The organism is Stutzerimonas stutzeri, assembly GCF_002890895.1.
Taxonomy (GTDB): domain Bacteria; phylum Pseudomonadota; class Gammaproteobacteria; order Pseudomonadales; family Pseudomonadaceae; genus Stutzerimonas; species Stutzerimonas stutzeri_AB.
The window spans coordinates 147987-163969 of the sequence record NZ_POUL01000005.1 but is presented as its reverse complement, the minus strand read 5'-3'; the positions used below and the strand labels follow the sequence as shown (position 1 = coordinate 163969).

At 63.3% G+C, this 15983-nt stretch carries 14 protein-coding genes and 1 pseudogene; 5 read left to right on the top strand and 10 right to left on the bottom strand.

Going from position 1 to position 15983, the window contains the following annotated elements:
• Positions 1 to 5 precede the first annotated feature (5 nt).
• From CXK96_RS11215 to purE, 5 genes and pseudogenes are all read right to left on the bottom strand, one after another.
• A pseudogene (locus CXK96_RS11215) lies at positions 6 to 682 on the bottom strand (uracil-DNA glycosylase family protein).
• 3 nt (positions 683 to 685) lie between these two features.
• Complete coding sequence (locus CXK96_RS11210) at positions 686 to 1216, bottom strand: DUF3299 domain-containing protein (protein WP_102836539.1); 531 nt, start codon at positions 1214 to 1216, stop codon at positions 686 to 688.
• A gap of 49 nt (positions 1217 to 1265) precedes the next feature.
• The gene (locus CXK96_RS11205) at positions 1266 to 1517 is read right to left on the bottom strand and encodes a GlsB/YeaQ/YmgE family stress response membrane protein (RefSeq protein WP_025243550.1); all 252 of its coding nucleotides are present in this window, start codon (positions 1515 to 1517) and stop codon (positions 1266 to 1268) included.
• Positions 1518 to 1618: 101 nt separating this feature from the next.
• The gene (locus CXK96_RS11200) at positions 1619 to 2704 is read right to left on the bottom strand and encodes a 5-(carboxyamino)imidazole ribonucleotide synthase (protein WP_102836538.1); all 1086 of its coding nucleotides are present in this window, start codon (positions 2702 to 2704) and stop codon (positions 1619 to 1621) included.
• Positions 2704 to 3195, bottom strand: a complete 492-nt coding sequence (purE, locus tag CXK96_RS11195; protein ID WP_102836537.1) for a 5-(carboxyamino)imidazole ribonucleotide mutase — start codon at positions 3193 to 3195, stop codon at positions 2704 to 2706. Before purE ends, CXK96_RS11200 begins: the two co-directional genes overlap by 1 nt.
• A 248-nt stretch (positions 3196 to 3443) precedes the next feature.
• Here purE and adhP point away from each other — a divergent pair, with 248 nt between their 5' ends.
• Positions 3444 to 4466: an alcohol dehydrogenase AdhP gene (adhP, locus tag CXK96_RS11190; RefSeq protein WP_102836536.1), complete on the top strand. Its 1023-nt coding sequence runs from the start codon at positions 3444 to 3446 to the stop codon at positions 4464 to 4466.
• 45 nt (positions 4467 to 4511) lie between these two features.
• On the opposite strand, the gene CXK96_RS11185 is transcribed toward adhP, so the two are convergent.
• Complete coding sequence (locus CXK96_RS11185) at positions 4512 to 5438, bottom strand: LysR substrate-binding domain-containing protein (protein ID WP_102836535.1); 927 nt, start codon at positions 5436 to 5438, stop codon at positions 4512 to 4514.
• Between the two features lie 190 nt (positions 5439 to 5628).
• On the opposite strand from CXK96_RS11185, the gene CXK96_RS11180 reads away from it, so the two are divergent.
• The gene (locus CXK96_RS11180) at positions 5629 to 7053 is read left to right on the top strand and encodes an aspartate ammonia-lyase (RefSeq protein ID WP_102836534.1); all 1425 of its coding nucleotides are present in this window, start codon (positions 5629 to 5631) and stop codon (positions 7051 to 7053) included.
• A 165-nt stretch (positions 7054 to 7218) separates the two neighbouring features.
• Positions 7219 to 7977, top strand: a complete 759-nt coding sequence (locus tag CXK96_RS11175) for a substrate-binding periplasmic protein (RefSeq protein ID WP_102836533.1) — start codon at positions 7219 to 7221, stop codon at positions 7975 to 7977.
• A 130-nt stretch (positions 7978 to 8107) separates the two neighbouring features.
• On the opposite strand, the gene CXK96_RS11170 is transcribed toward CXK96_RS11175, so the two are convergent.
• Positions 8108 to 8929 (bottom strand): helix-turn-helix domain-containing protein, encoded by an 822-nt coding sequence (locus CXK96_RS11170; protein WP_102836532.1) that lies wholly within the window; start codon positions 8927 to 8929, stop codon positions 8108 to 8110.
• A 151-nt stretch (positions 8930 to 9080) separates the two neighbouring features.
• Here CXK96_RS11170 and CXK96_RS11165 point away from each other — a divergent pair, with 151 nt between their 5' ends.
• Together CXK96_RS11165 and CXK96_RS11160 are read left to right on the top strand one after the other, a co-directional pair.
• Complete coding sequence (locus tag CXK96_RS11165) at positions 9081 to 10526, top strand: alanine/glycine:cation symporter family protein (protein WP_102836531.1); 1446 nt, start codon at positions 9081 to 9083, stop codon at positions 10524 to 10526.
• A 58-nt stretch (positions 10527 to 10584) separates the two neighbouring features.
• Complete coding sequence (locus tag CXK96_RS11160; RefSeq protein WP_102836530.1) at positions 10585 to 11577, top strand: asparaginase; 993 nt, start codon at positions 10585 to 10587, stop codon at positions 11575 to 11577.
• A 9-nt stretch (positions 11578 to 11586) separates the two neighbouring features.
• On the opposite strand, the gene CXK96_RS11155 is transcribed toward CXK96_RS11160, so the two are convergent.
• The 3 genes from CXK96_RS11155 to nudE all read right to left on the bottom strand — a co-directional run bounded on the left by CXK96_RS11155 (position 11587) and on the right by nudE (position 15946).
• Positions 11587 to 14451 carry an ATP-binding protein gene (locus CXK96_RS11155; protein ID WP_423835191.1) on the bottom strand — a complete coding sequence of 955 codons (2865 nt, stop codon included), beginning with the start codon at positions 14449 to 14451 and terminating at the stop codon, positions 11587 to 11589.
• Positions 14452 to 14567: 116 nt separating this feature from the next.
• Positions 14568 to 15383, bottom strand: a complete 816-nt coding sequence (gene cysQ, locus CXK96_RS11150) for a 3'(2'),5'-bisphosphate nucleotidase CysQ (protein ID WP_102836528.1) — start codon at positions 15381 to 15383, stop codon at positions 14568 to 14570.
• Positions 15380 to 15946 carry an ADP compounds hydrolase NudE gene (nudE, locus tag CXK96_RS11145; RefSeq protein ID WP_102836778.1) on the bottom strand — a complete coding sequence of 189 codons (567 nt, stop codon included), beginning with the start codon at positions 15944 to 15946 and terminating at the stop codon, positions 15380 to 15382. Before nudE ends, cysQ begins: the two co-directional genes overlap by 4 nt.
• Positions 15947 to 15983 lie beyond the last annotated feature (37 nt).

The following is a 15983-nucleotide window of genomic DNA, read 5'->3' as shown; positions in this document are numbered from 1 at the left end:
GGGTGTCAGCCGAGCAACTGCTGCAGACGTAATTGCAACAGCTCAGGAAACCGCTTGAACCAGGTCAGGTTGCGCGGTGATGGGTGTGGCAGCGGATGCAGGCGAAAAGCGCGCCCACTGCCCGTCCCCGTCGTCAGTTCGAGATCGAAATGCCCGGTGAAAAGGTCGTCTCGTTGCCAGAATGCCTCAAGCTCCTGGCGCACTTCGCGTGGCTGATCCAGACCAAACCAGAGAAACGCTTCACGTCCCAGCGTGATGATGTCGCGGCCCTGCCAGTTGTTGACCAGCAACTGGCGCATCAATGGATGAAACCGACGCTTTACGGCCATCGACCAGGCGCGGTTACCGAGCGGTTTGTAGGGCACCGTGTTGATCCAGAAAACCCTTCACCCACGCAGCGGCTGGCCTCGAAATCCGGCATGTCTGCGCCGTGGAGATGCCGATAAAGCCCGCGCCGCACCAGCTGCCCACCGCCACCGATGAAGGGCTCACCGTAGCGCACTTCCTCACGCCCCGGATCACGCCCAAAGAACGCAAGGGGGGCGTCGGCCGGCCCTAGACCGATGATCGGTTCCAGCGGATCCCTATCGAAAGCCTGGTATACCGCCTCATCGATGCCCTCGATCTGCTTCGCCAGCTCTGCGAAAGCCTTGTGCTGTGAAGGAGACAACGGTCGCTTCATCGGCTAAAGATCGCTTTCGTCTACCAGCTTTACCTCAGCGGCCGAGATCGCGTAGGCCGCGTCCGCCAGGTCATTGCTGACCGGTTCGATCTGCAACGTGCCATCTACCCAAAGCGGAGCATAGATATCGTCCAGCATGATCCCGGCAGGATAGCGGACCATCACGATCTGATTGGGCGGTGGCGGTGGGACATGGATGCAGGCGCCCGGATAAGGCACCAGAAAGAACTCGGTACTGCGGCCCTGGCTATCGGTTTCCAGCGGGACCGGATAGCCACCCAGGCGAATCAGCTTGCCGTTGAGCGCCGGCACGGTCTTGGCGGAGTACATCACCGCGGGCAGACCAGCACCCTGCTTGAGAGCGCCTTGATCGCTGAATCCATCGTTTTCTGGCGAGTCATGCTCGATTTCCGGCATCTCTTCCAGCGCCTGACGATCCTCAGCCGGCATCAGCTCAAGCCAGTCGAGTTCCGCCGGGGCGGCATGGGTGACGGAAACGCAGCACAGAAGGACGAGCAGAATTAAAGGGCGCATGACAACCGAAAGCTGTGGGAATGGGGCCGCCGGGCACGGCCCCGACGAATCAATGTTTACGGCTGGTGACCATGCCGTAGATGACCAGCAGGATAATCGCACCGACTACCGCACCGATAAAGCCCGCACCTTCGCCCGCCTCATACAGACCGAGCGCCTGGCCGCCGTACGTAGCCAGCAGCGAACCGCCAATACCCAGCAGGATGGTCATGATCCAGCCCATGCTGTCGTTGCCGGGCTTCAGGAAGCGTGCGATGAGGCCTACGATCAGGCCGATGATGATGGTTCCGATGATGCCCATGGGCAATCTCCTCAAGTCCGAAAATAGGCGTTACGTATTCTCGGACCTGAGGCGAGTCAGCCAGTTCGCCGCGTAAAGCAGCAAGCCAGACGGCCGGACGGTCAGTCGCGGGCGATCAGCGACTCGACGGCAGTGATCTGCCGATCCAGCGTGGAGCGGTCCGGGCATCGCAGCGTGGCATGACCGACCTTGCGTCCGACCTTGAACGCCTTGCCGTAATGATGCAGATGGCAGTCCTCGACCGCGATCACCTTGGCCACGTCCGGCACTTCACCGATGAAGTTGAGCATGGCGCTCTCGCCGACCTTTGCCGTCGAGCCGAGCGGCAAGCCACTTACAGCGCGCAGGTGGTTTTCGAACTGGCTGCACTCGGCGCCTTCGATGGTCCAGTGACCGGAGTTATGCACGCGCGGCGCGATCTCGTTGGCCTTGAGCCCACCGTCGACCTCGAAGAACTCGAAGGCCAGCACGCCGACGTAATCCAGCTCGTTCAGCACGCGGCCGGCATAATCCTCGGCCAGCGCTTGCAGCGGATGATGGGTGCTCGCCACCGACAGCCGCAGGATGCCGTTTTCATGGGTGTTGTGGACCAGCGGGTAAAAGCAGGTCTCGCCGTCACGCCCGCGCACCGCAATCAGCGACACTTCCCCGGTAAATGGCACGAAGCCTTCGAGGATGCACGGCACGCTGCCCAGTTCGGCGAAGGCGTCGGTAACGTCGGACTGTTTGCGAAGGACCTTCTGGCCTTTGCCGTCATAACCCAGGGTGCGGGTCTTGAGCACGGCCGGCAGGCCGATGTTGGCGGCCGCGGCGTCAAGATCGGCCTGGGACTGGATATCGGCAAACTCCGGCGTCGGGATGCCGAGGTCTTTGAACATGGACTTTTCGAACCAGCGGTCACGAGCGATACGCAGCGCCTCGGCGCTCGGATAGACCGGCACGAACTGCGACAGGAAGGCGACAGTCTCGGCCGGCACGCTCTCGAATTCGAAGGTCACCAGATCGACCTCGTCGGCCAACTGCCGCAGGTGGTCCTGATCGTTATAGTCCGCACGCAGATGCTCGCCCAAGGCCGCCGCGCAAGCGTCCGGAGCGGGGTCGAGAAAAGCGAAGTTCATGCCCAGCGGGGTGCCTGCCAGGGCAAGCATGCGGCCCAGCTGGCCGCCACCGATCACGCCGATCTTCATTACGCGTCCCTCGGGTCCGGATTGTCGAGCACGGTCTGGGTCTGCTCGTCGCGAAATTTCTTCAGCGCGGCGTGATACTCGGGGAATTCGTGGCCCAGGATGCTGGCCGACAGCAACGCGGCATTGATCGCGCCCGCCTTGCCGATGGCCAGCGTGGCGACCGGCACGCCTGCCGGCATCTGCACGATCGACAGCAGCGAATCCACACCCGAGAGCATCGATGACTGCACCGGCACGCCAAGCACTGGCAGATGAGTCTTGGCGGCACACATGCCCGGCAGGTGCGCGGCACCACCGGCGCCCGCGATGATCACGCGCAAACCGCGGGATTCAGCCTGTTCGGCGTACTGGAACAGCAGGTCGGGCGTGCGGTGTGCAGACACCACGGTGACTTCGTGCGGAATGCCGAGCTTTTCCAGCATATCTGCGGTGTGGCTCAAGGTGGACCAATCGGACTTGGAGCCCATGATCACGCCTACCAGTGCGGTCATCGTCGTGCCTCTCTTCGGCGCCTAGGCGCATCAGGAACAACGGCCGCGCTGAAAACAGCGCGGCCGTGCAGGAACAGGGTCGGAACCGGCCCGACCAAAGGCCGCGCAGTATAACGCACGCCCCAGCCCCCGGCACCTGCGACCGGTCATCTGAAACGGCCGGAAAAAGTTTGTTGGCTTGCCGGAGGTCAATGGTCCGGTCATCAGACCGGGCGCAGACTCGGCGTTCCGATCGCAAGGAGACAGCCATGAACCAGACCATGAAAGCCGCCGTGGCCCACGCCTACGGTGAACCGCTGCGCATCGAAGAAGTGAAGGTGCCCCTACCCGGCCCAGGGCAGATCCTGGTGAAGATCGAGGCCTGTGGCGTCTGCCACACCGACCTGCACGCCGTCGAAGGCGATTGGCCTGTACGTCCGCCGCTGCCGTTCATTCCCGGGCATGAGGGCGTTGGCTACGTAGCTGCAGTGGGCAGTGGCGTCAGCCGGGTCAAGGAAGGTGACCGGGTCGGCGTGCCCTGGTTGTACAGTGCCTGCGGCTGCTGTGAGCACTGCCTGACCGGCTGGGAAACGCTGTGTACTGAACAGCAGAACACCGGTTACTCGGTCAACGGTGGTTACGCCGAATACGTCCTCGCCGACCCGAACTACGTGGGGCTTCTACCCAAAGAGGTGGCCTTTGACGAGATTGCGCCGATTCTCTGCGCGGGCGTGACGGTCTACAAGGGCCTTAAAGTGACCAACGCACGACCGGGACAGTGGGTGGTGATTTCCGGAGTTGGCGGGCTCGGTCACGTCGCAGTGCAATACGCCAAGGCGATGGGCCTGCACGTGGCTGCGGTTGATGTTGACGACGCCAAGCTGGAGTTGGCGAAAAAACTGGGCGCCAGCCTCACCATCAACGCGCGAACGGAAGATCCGGTCGAGGTGATCCAGCGCGACATCGGTGGCGCCCACGGCGTGCTGGTCACGGCCGTGTCCAACAGCGCCTTTGGCCAGGCCATCGGCATGGCACGGCGGCACGGCACCGTGGCGTTGGTCGGGCTGCCGCCAGGCGACTTTCCGACGCCGATCTTCGACGTGGTGCTGAAGGCGATCAGTATCACCGGCTCCATCGTCGGCACCCGCGCGGACCTGCAGGAAGCCCTGGATTTCGCCGCCGAAGGCCTGGTCAAGGCGACCATCCACAGCGGCAAACTCGACGACATCAACCAGATTTTCGACCAGATGCGCGCCGGCACCATCGAAGGCCGAATCGTGATGAACATCTAGCAGGATCGCCCGGACTCATCCTGTGCCGATGAGTCCGGCCTGCTTTCACTCTTTCAGCACGCCCTCAACGCCCTGCCCCGCGCCTGCTTCCAGCTTGCGCCAAAGCAGGCGAACCGGTGCCTTGCGTACCAACGCGCAGCGGTACAGGCGAATCTCCAGCGGCACGCGCCAGTGCTCGCCGCCACAAACCACCAGTTCGCCGCGCTCCAGCTCGGCAGTCACGCTCAGTCGCGGCACCCAGGCCAGGCCGAGGCGCTGCATGGCCATGCTTTTCAGACTGTCGGCCATGGCCGTTTCGTACACCGTGGAAGAGCGCAGGCCGCGCTGGCGTAACAGCAAATTGACCGAACGGCCGAGCGAGGCGCCAGCGCTGTAGGCCAGCAGCGGGACGCTCTGCCCGCTGTCTGGGTCGAACAGGGGCTCGCCAGCGGCATCGACCGCGCACACTGGAACGATTTCGGTGCGGCCCAGCGACAGGGACGGGAACAGCTCAGGATCCATTTGCAGCGCGGCGTCTGGGTCGTAGTAAGCGAGGATCAGGTCGCAGGCGCCTTCGCGCAGCGAGTGCACCGCCTCACCGACATTGGTCGCGACCAGTCGGCTGTTCACCGGCACACCGTCCTGATGCAGACGCGCCAGCCACTCGGGAAAGAAGCCCAGCGCCAGCGAATGCGCAGCGGCAATCTGCAACACCTCGCCGCGCTGCCCCTCGAGGTTGTGCAGGTAATGCACCACCTCGCCGATCTGATCGATCATGTTGCGTGCGGTGACGAGGAACAGCTGGCCCGCCTCGGTCAGCTCGACCGGCGTCTTGGCGCGGTTCACCAAGGTCAACCCAAGGCAGTTTTCCAGGCTGCGAATGCGCCGACTGAAGGCTGGCTGGGTGACGAAGCGTCGCTCCGCTGCCTGGGAAAAACTTCGAGTCGCGGCCAGGGCGACCAAATCCTCCAGCCACTTGGTTTCGATGTTCATGCCGACTCCCGGAGCAATCAATAGGGTGCTGATGGGCAGCAATAACGCTTCTCAGCTGAAGGACGTCACACCACCGCTATGCCGATCACGCATGACCCAGCGTTTAACGGCATTGGCCGCAGAACCCGCGGAAACCCTATGGTAGCGGCCTTCGCGGCAAACGCCGCTTTTCTCTCGGATGAGAATCCTCATGTCCTCCGCTGCATCTTTCCGCCTCGAAAAAGACCTGCTTGGCTCCCTCGAAGTACCCGCTGACGCCTACTACGGCATCCAGACGCTGCGCGCGGTGCGCAACTTCCACCTCTCCGGCGTGCCGCTGTCGCACTTTCCAAAACTGGTGGTGGCACTGGCCATGGTCAAGCAGGCGGCGGCGGACGCCAACCGAGAACTCGGCCATCTCAGCGGCGCCAAGCACACGGCGATCAGTCAGGCCTGCGCGCACCTGGTCCGTGGCGAGCACCACGACCAGTTCGTCGTCGACATGATTCAGGGTGGCGCCGGCACCTCGACCAACATGAATGCCAATGAAGTGATTGCCAACCTGGCCCTGGAATACATGGGCCACGCCAAGGGCGAGTATCGCCACCTGCACCCGAACAACGACGTGAACATGGCGCAATCGACCAACGACGCCTACCCGACCGCCATTCGCCTGGGCCTGCTGCTGGGTCATGACACCCTGCTGGCCAGCCTCGACAGCCTGGTACAAGCCTTTGCCGGCAAGTCGGGGGAATTTGCGCACATCCTCAAGATGGGCCGCACCCAGCTGCAGGACGCAGTGCCCATGACCCTCGGCCAGGAGTTCCGCGCGTTTGCCACCACCCTCGGCGAGGACCTTGAGCACCTGCGCCTGATCGCGCCGCAGCTGCTGGTCGAGGTGAACCTCGGCGGCACTGCCATCGGCACCGGGATCAACGCCGACCCCAGCTATCAGGCCCTGGCGGTGCAGCGTCTGGCGACCATCAGCGGCCACCCGCTCAAACCTGCTGCCGACCTGATCGAAGCCACCTCGGACATGGGCGCCTTCGTCACCTTCTCCAGCATGCTCAAGCGCCTGGCGGTGAAGCTGTCGAAGATCTGCAACGACCTGCGTCTGCTCTCCAGCGGCCCGCGCACCGGCATCAACGAAATCAACCTGCCGCCGCGCCAGCCGGGCAGCTCGATCATGCCAGGCAAGGTCAACCCGGTGATCCCCGAAGCGGTCAACCAGGTGGCCTTCGAGGTGATTGGTAATGACCTGGCACTGACCATGGCCGCCGAGGCCGGGCAGCTGCAGCTCAACGTCATGGAGCCGCTGATTGCCTTCAAGTTGTTCGATTCGATCCGCCTGCTGCAACGCGCCATGGACATGCTGCGCGAGCATTGCATCGTCGGCATCACCGCCAACGAGGACCATTGCCGGCGCCTGATGGAAAACTCCATCGGCCTGATCACCGCTTTGAACCCCTACATCGGCTACGAAAACGCCACTCGCATCGCCGGCCAGGCGCTGCTCAGCGGCCGTGGCGTGCTGGAACTGGTGCGAGAGGAACAGCTGCTGGACGACGCCACCCTAGACGACATCCTGCGCCCGGAAAACATGATCGCGCCGCGACTGGTGCCGCTGAAGGCGTAACGCCGGCAAGGCAAACCAGCGGCGGCAGAGCCACGGTGCTCGTCAGTGAAGGTGCAAGCGCCGCTCTCCGTGCGAGGCGGCGCAGGCGCACCGATCAAAGCGTGATGCGGCACATGCCGCCGTTTTTTTCGCTTGCGTAGACTCCGCCGCTTTCACGGAGGCCCCATGCGCAGACTACTCGCCATCACCCTGTTGTTCAGCACCATTACCGGCGTGCCGCTCGCGCATGCAGAGCTGCCGCAAGGCTACGAAGTGGTGCTGCAGACCGAGAACTTCCCGCCGTTCAACATGGCCGAGGGCGGCAAGAACTTCGCTAAGGAAGAGCACATTCAGGGCATCAGTGCGGACACCGTCCGGGAGATGTTCAAGCGCGCCGGCATTGATTACTCGATGACGCTGCGCTTTCCCTGGGATCGCGTTTACCAGGCGACCCTGGATTTCCCCGACCACGGGCTTTTTTCCACCTCCATGACCGATGACCGCCGCCCGCTGTTCAAGTGGGTCGGCCCCATCGCCCAGTACGAAAGCGTACTGCTCTCGGCCCCTGGCTCGAACCTCAAGCTGACCAGCCTGGAACAGGCCAAGGGCTACACCATCGGCGCCTACAAGAGCAGCGCTGTGAGCCAGCGTGTCGAAGCCCAGGGCCTCACGCCGGTCAACTCGCTGCGGGATCAGGAAAATCTGCAGAAGCTGCTCAGCGGCAGTATCGATCTCTGGGCAACCTCCGACCCGGTCTGGCGCTACTACGCCCGGCAGGAAGGCGTGGGCGCCTTGAACACCGTGCTGGTGTTCAACTCCGCCCCGCTGTACCTGGCACTGAACAAGGACACGCCTGATGAAGTGGTTACCCGCCTGCAGAACGCGCTGGACGAGATGAAAACCGAGGGCTACGGCACCTGCGTCAAGCATCCTGAACTCTGCTGAACCTGCCACCAGGGCGATGGTGCGCGCGGCGCCATCGCCGCGTGACGACCGCGCTTACAGGCTCTTCCATCTTGCCGAGCTGTGGTGCGCCTAAGTGACCGCCGCAGCCGCTCGGCAGCTAGCACCGGCCTTACTCGATCTCGAACAAACCATCCTGCAACGACACCGCAGCCAGTCGATCGCGGATTTCCGGGTCAATGCGCGGGTCATCCAGGCCGTAAAGCATCACCTGCCGATAGGCATTGACCCGATTGATCTCGCTGCCCAGGTACTCCCAGACCACGCGAGTACAGGCCGGGGTACGACGGTCGCCGCTGGAGACGCCTGTCTTCAGGCCGTTGAGGCGGCTGATGCGGCTCTTGAAACTGGGAATGAGGATGGTCTGGCTCATCTCGTTTCCGGTCAGCGATTCGTAGTCGATCAGAAACAGGCGATCCTGCAGGTAGAACGCCGCGCCGAGGTAACGACAACGCACCACCCAGTCCTCGGCCCTTGGGTTGTCGGCACGCGACTGCTCCTGGCGCTCCTGGCGCTCGAAGACGAAGCTGCCACGGTCCTCGCGCAGATGCACCAGCGACAGCAGAATCTGCCCCGGCACCGACATACAGTTGGCGTATTCGAAGTAATAGCCGCAATAACGGGAGAGGCTGTTGGCGTTGTCGCGCATCGGCTGGAACAACTCCAGCAGCGGGTCGCTGGCAGCGATGCGCTCCTGGTCGTGACTGCGCATGCCAATCAGCTGAGTGAACTGGTCGCTCGGCAGGCTCAGTTCGTAGCTTTCCACGCCAAAGAAATCGCAGATGCGCTTGAGGTTGTGTGCGGTGGGGCGGCTCTGCCCGTTCAGGTACTTGTTGAACTGGGCGCGGTTGATCGTCAGCTTTCGACAGACCTCGGCGATCGAGCGGTAATGGCTGCAGAGCAGCTTGAGATTGGCGCCGAGGTGGTCTTGCATTGAGATGTCCGGTGATGCGAGCGGCGCGATTCTAGCATCAACTCGCGCCAGATCGCCGCGACCCGCGCAATTGAATGACCGCGGGGTCTGGCTAACCATTCCGGGTCGGTGTTTCACCATTTGTCAAAACAACAACAGAGACCTCTCCGCCATGCTCGATCTTCTCAACGATCTCATCTGGAGCAAGCTGCTCATCGTGATGCTGATAGGCCTCGGCCTGTTCTTCACCATTGCCTCGCGCTTCGTTCAGTTCCGCTATTTCGGCAGCATGTTTCACATCTTCGCTGAAGCCTTCAAACGCCAGCCAGGCCAGCTCAGCTCGTTCCAGGCGCTGATGCTCAGCGTCGCCGGCCGCGTCGGCGCCGGCAACATTGCCGGTGTTTCGGTCGCCATCATGCTCGGCGGGCCAGGCGCAATCTTCTGGATGTGGATCGTGGCGCTGGTCGGCATGGCCACCAGTTACTTCGAATGCTCCCTGGCCCAGCTGTACAAGCGGCGCGAGCCCGACGGCGGCTATCGCGGCGGCCCGGCCTTCTATATCGAGCACGGCCTCGGCCAGCGCTGGCTGGGCATCGTCGTGTCGCTGCTGCTGCTGGTGACCTTTGGCTTCGGCTTCAACGCCGTGCAGTCCTACACCGTCGCCAGCTCGATGAACGACACCTTCGGCGTGCCAACCTTTGTCAGCGGTATCGTGCTGATGGTGGTGATCGGCCTGATCATCTTCGGTGGCATCAAGCGCATCGCCAAGTTCGCCGACGTGCTGGTACCGATCATGGCGTTCTCCTACATCGCCATGGCGATCTTTGTCATCGGCAGCAACGCCAGCGCCATTCCTGAAGCATTCGGCACCATCTTCCGCAGTGCCTTCGGCCTGGAACCCGCTTTCGCCGGCGGCATCGGCGCGGCCATCATCATGGGCGTCAAGCGTGGCCTGTTTTCCAACGAAGCGGGCCTGGGCAGTGCGCCCAACGTCGCGGCGGTGGCTGAGGTCAAGCACCCTGTGGCGCAGGGCATCGTGCAGTCGCTGAGCGTATTCATCGACACCATCATCCTGTGCAGCTGCACCGCGCTGATCATCATCCTCTCCGGCGTGTTCGAGCCGGGCAGCGAAATGGCCGGTGTGGTGCTGACGCAAACCGCTGTGGCCGCCGTCGTCGGAGAGTGGGGCCGGGTGTTCATCAGCGTCGCGTTGCTGCTGTTCGTGTTCACCACGCTGATCTACAACTACTACCTCGGCGAGAACGCACTGGGCTTCTTCACCGGCAAGCGCTGGCCAGTATTGGTGTATCGCGTCATGGTTATCGGCCTGGTGATGTGGGGCTCGATTCAGGACCTGGGCACGGTGTTCGGTTTTGCCGATGTCACCATGGGGCTGCTGGCAATTTGCAACTTGATTGCCCTGGCGCTGCTGTTCAAGGTAGGCCTGCGCCTGATGCGCGATTACGATAGCCAGCGCAAGGCAGGTGTCGAGTCGCCAGTATTCGATCCGAAGAACTTCGCCGATCTGGATCTGGACCCGAGCGTCTGGCCAGCCAGAGTCGCCAGTGAATCGACGGTCAACACCGCCACGGCTGCCCGTCAGGCACATCAGCGTTAAGTTGCTCCGCGTCGTTTGAACAGGGGCCGCTGGCCCCTGTTTTCATTAGGAGACCCCTATGCCGGCTTCCAGAAACACCCTGGTGCTGTACACCGGCGGCACCATCGGCATGCAGCAGAGCGCCGAAGGGCTGATGCCTGCTTCCGGCTTCGCCAGCCGACTGCGCGACCAGCAGGACAAACAATCCGAGCTGGCCTTGCCAGACTGGCAGTTCCGCGAACTGCTGCCCGCCATCGACAGCGCCAACATGAACCAGACTCACTGGCTGGCAATGGTCGAGGCGATCCGAGCCGGTGTCGAGCAGGACAATTGCGACGCCGTGCTGGTCCTGCATGGCACCGACACCCTCGCCTACAGCGCGGCGGCGCTAAGTTTCCTGCTGCTGGGCCTCCCGGTGCCGGTGGTGCTGACGGGCGCGATGTTGCCGGCCGGCGCGCCCGGTAGTGACGCCTGGGACAACCTGTTCGGTGCGATGCAGGCGCTGCACGCGGGCGTCGAGCCAGGCGTGCATCTCTACTTCGCCGGCAAACTGATGCACGGTGCTCGCGTCAGCAAGCTCGGAACCGCCAGCCTCGATGCCTTCGGCGTACTGCCACGGCTGCGTCAGGGCCAGCGCGCACCCGCTATTCCCGCAACACTCGACTACCGCCAATCGCGTCAGCAGGTGAACCTCGCGGTGCTGCCGCTCTACCCAGGCATTCAGGCGACGCAGGTGCACGCCTTGCTGTCCAGTGGCGTGGAGGGCGTGCTCATCGAGTGCTATGGCAGCGGTACTGGGCCCGCGGATGATGCTGATCTGCTGAAGGCGCTGCAGGACGCCCATCAGCGCGGCGTTGTACTGGCCGCGATCAGCCAGTGCCCGCAGGGGCACGTCGAATTCAGCATTTATGCGGCCGGCAGCAAACTGGCCGCCAGCGGGCTGATGTCAGGCGGCGGCATGACGCGGGAGGCGGCACTGGGCAAGTTGTTCGCGCTGCTCGGCGCCGGGCTGTCGCAGACCGAAGTCGAGCACTGGTTCGCCCTCGACCTCTGCGGTGAGCGCGTCAACTGATCTGCGGGCTCAACTCGGATGGAGATCGAACTCCTGAAGGCAATCCCGGACCTGCCGACGCAGCTCGTCGAGGTCCAGCGGCTTGCTCAGCCAGCCTTGGCAGTCGAGCCCGGTCTTCTTTTCACTCACCGCACTCAGCACGAGCACCGGCAGCCATTGGGTGGTCGGGGCCTGACGCAGCAAACGCAGCAACTGCTCACCATCGAGCTCCGGCAGGTTGAAATCCAGCAGCAGCAACTCCGGCGGATCGACCAGCAAGTGTTCCAAGGCCATCCGCCCATTGCCGATTACGCTGACCTCAGCCAGATCAGCCAGGGCCTTGCGCACCAGCAGCTGGCTGGCCGGGTCATCTTCGACATAGACGATCCGCGGCCGCTGGCGAAGCGGCCGGGCGCTCTGCGCACCCGCCAATGGCAGGGCGATCCAGAAGCGACTGCCGGCTCCAGGCGCACTCTTCACCCCGATACTGCCGCCCATCAGCTTGGCGTACTCCAGGCACAGCGAAAGGCCGATGCCCGCACCCTGGATGTTCGAACTCTCGCGGCCAAGCCGGCGAAACGGCTCGAACAGCTGCGCCTGCAAACTCTCGTCGATGCCGAGCCCCGTGTCTTCGACCACCAGCCTTGCCTGGCCGGCGACCGTCTCGATGCGCAGCACAATCTTCCCGTCTGGCTTGTTGTACTTGATGGCGTTGGACAGCAGATTGAGCAGTACCTGACGTAACCGACGCGGCTCGCCCTGCACTTCGACGGGCCCGGGCGGCAAATCGAATTCCAACTGCAGGCCGTGGCGCTGAACATCAAGCGCCACCAGCTCGGCGCACTCATGCATCAAAGCAGTGACTTCGACGGTTTTTAGCGTCAGCTGCGGCCGCTCGGCCTGCAGGCTCGACCAGTCGAGAATATCGCCAAGCAACTGGTTCAGATGCCGGCTGGCCAACAGGATCTCATCGAGATACTCAGCAGCTTCCGGCTGCGCATCCGGCGAGCAGTCCATGCGCATCAGCTGGGCGAACCCAAGGATGGCGTTAAGCGGCGTACGCAGCTCATGGCTGATGCTGGAGATGAGATGAGTCTTGGCCTCGTTGGCCGCATGCGCCTGCTGAATGGCTTGGCGCAAATCGTCCTCGACCCGCTTGATGGCATCGATATCCACATGCGTACCAGCCACCAGGGTCGCTTCGCCTGTTTGCGGGTCGCGCTCCAGCACGCGGCCGCGACTGAGCAGCCAGTGATATTCACCCAGCGCATCAGCGAAGCGGTACTCGCTCTCATAGCGCAGCGCCTGCCCTTCGTGCATGCGGTCGAGTTCGGCCTGTACCTGGGCGACGTCGAGCGGATGGATACGCTGCAGAAACTGAGCCTCGCTCAGCTGTGCCGAAGACAACCCGAAGCGAGCTGGCAGGCGCCCCCGAAGCTGCATCACGCCGCGACGCATGTCGTTTTCCCAGAGGCTTTCAGTGGCGCTTTCAAGCACCAGTTCGAGACGCTCCTGAGCCTGGGTACGCTGCGCCTCGCTGTCCTCAAGCTGAGCGCCGATGCCGCGGGTGTGCTGCGCCAGATCATCCAGCTCGCGGATTTTTGACGAGACGGGCTCCGGCCGCCACCGACCGAGGCCGATCTGGCCCATCATCTGCGAGATACCCGCGATCGGCTTCAGCAGCGCCTGGCTGAGCTGGCGCGCACGCAGCCACATGAAGGCGAAAAACAGCAGGTAGAACAGCACCAACCCGGCAATCAGTAGATAGCCGATCTGCTGAAAGCGACTGGCCAAGGCATTGGTCTGGCTGAAAACGGCGTTTTCATCGACCACCGCCATCAGGTGCCAACCGGTTTGCGGCACCGTCGTCCAGGCGACCAGCCGTTGTTCACCCTTCAGCTCCAGGCTCATGACCCCCTCGCTCTGCGTAGCGACCGCCTTTGCCAGCTCGCGGGTCTGGCCGCGGCGGTCAAGGCGGAAATCTTCAGGCTTGAGCGTTTCCTGGCGCACCGCGCCGTTGTAATAGTGATCGGTCAGCTCGTTGAGCTCGAATTCCCGTTCGCCCGACTCCGGCAGGGCCATGATGCTCAGGTCACGGCTGACCAGCATGGCATAGCCGTCCCAGGGCACTCGCAGATGACTGATCTGATTCAGGAGGCCGCTGACCGTGATGTCGATACCGCTGACGCCTTCGAGCATGTCCCCTCGGTAAACCGGCGCCACGGCCGACATCATCCAGCCCTGCCCGGCCGGATCGAGGTAGACGTCGGTCCACACCACCTGGCGCGCGGGGTTGTGCCAAGCGTTGGCCAGGTAATAGAAGTTGTAGCTGGGGATGTTCACATCCGGCGCGTACTGCTGGGCCGTATCGAACCAGGGATAGATGTGGTTGTAGCCGTCCCAGCTGTTGAAATAGAGGCTGGCGATCAGCGGGTTGCTGGCGTGCAGCTCCTTCATCAGCGGATCGAGCCGCTGCAGCTTGGCCACCTTCTGCAGATCGTGACGTTCCGGGGGCGTCAGCCCCGAGTAGAAGCTGGCGGCGCCACCCAGGTCGCGGGGGCTATAGCGCACCCCATCGGCATTGAGCTCAAGCGGCAACGGCGCCACGGGGCTGTCGTCTTCCAGCGCACGACGGGAGAAATTACGAAACAGGGTGGCCGCGTTCGCCACTTCCTGCAGCTGCTGGCTGATCACTCGCGACTCACGCGCCACGGCTGTCTGTAATTCGGAAAGCGCCGTTTCGCGCAGGTGCTCGATCTGCGCATCGCGGATGGCGCTGTTGGTCAGCAGGTAGGCCGCGATCAGCACGACCTCGACCAGCACCAGTGGGATCAATGTTGTCTGAACGAAGGCACGCCAGATCCATTGGCGTATCCCGGTGGGGGTTTTCGACACAGGCAGCTCCAGCGTTCCAACTCAAGCGCTCGGCTTGGTCACCGCAAGAATCCTAGCATGGCCTTATGCGCGACCGAGTCACCGCGCGAATAACCGGCCTCCGGAGCACCTCAGCGTCAGCGGCCAGCCAGCTCGATCAGCTCGGCCCGCCATTCGGCGTCACGCGGTAGCGCCAGGAATGAGGGGTTGAGGAAATCCTCACGCGCTTCGTAGGTCAGGGCGGCGCCGGCAATATTCAGCACCTCGCCGCCGGCGCCCTCCAGCACGCCTTGGGCCGCCGCCGTGTCCCACTGTGAAGTCGGTGCCAGCCGCGGGTAACAGTCGGCGGCCCCTTCGGCCAACAGGCAGAACTTCAGCGAGCTGCCGACACTGGCTAATGCCAGCTCGCCAAAACGTTGCCGCAAGCCATAGAGCAAACGCTCCTGCGCCGGACTCGAGTGGCGACGGCTCGCAACGACGGTGAACTCGCCCGCAGCCTGATGGCGCACCCGCAAGGGCTGCGCCGCACCGTCTGCTTCAGCACGCCAGGCACCAAACGCAGCACCGCCGTAATAGCAGCGGCCATTGGCCGGGACCCCGACCACTCCGAACAGCACCCGCCCCTGCTCAATCAACGCGACATTCACGGTGAATTCTTCGCTACCGGCGATGAATTCCTTGGTGCCGTCCAGCGGATCGACCAACCACCAACGCGACCAGCCGGCACGCTCGGCAAGATCCAGCGCGCAATCTTCCTCGGACAATACCGGGATGGCCGCATCGAGCGCCCGGAGGCCATCAGCCAGCAGATGATGAGCCGCCATATCAGCGGCGGTTACGGGCGATGCATCGGCCTTCTCATGCACCTGCACATCGTTGCGCCAGTGCGGCAGGATGGCCTCGCCCGCAGCGCGGACCAGCTCAATGACGGGGGCCAGATAGGGATGGCTCATAGCGCGAACTCCCCCCGCTGGCTGAGCAGATCACGCGCCAGATAAAGGGCCGCCAGGGCTCGCCCTTCGCTGAACTGCGGGTTCTGGATCAGGCTGGACAACTCACGCAGATCCACCCGGTCGACACGCATCGGCTCTGGCTCGTCCCCCGGCAGCTGCTCGGGATAGAGGTCGCGCGCCAGCACCACCTGAATCTTCTGGCTCATGTAGCCCGGCGACAGCGACAGTTCGGTGAGCAATTCCAGGCTGCGCGCGCCGAAACCGGCCTCCTCTTTCAACTCCCGGTTGGCCGCGTCGAGCACGTCTTCGCCCGGCTCGATCAACCCCTTGGGCAGCGACAGTTCGTAGGTATCGGTACCGCCGCAGTACTCCTCCACCAGCAGCGCCCGGCCATCAGCTTCCAGCGCGACGATCATCACCGCGCCATAGCCGGTCCCCTTGCCGACCAGTCGTTCGTAAGTACGCTCCACGCCGTTGGAAAACCGCAGCTGCAGCTCCTCGACACGGAACAGGCGGCTGCTGGCGACAATCTCACGGGCGAGTACGGTAGGCTTCTGGCGCATGGGGATATCCTTGGAACGCGAAGGCCAATCATAACCC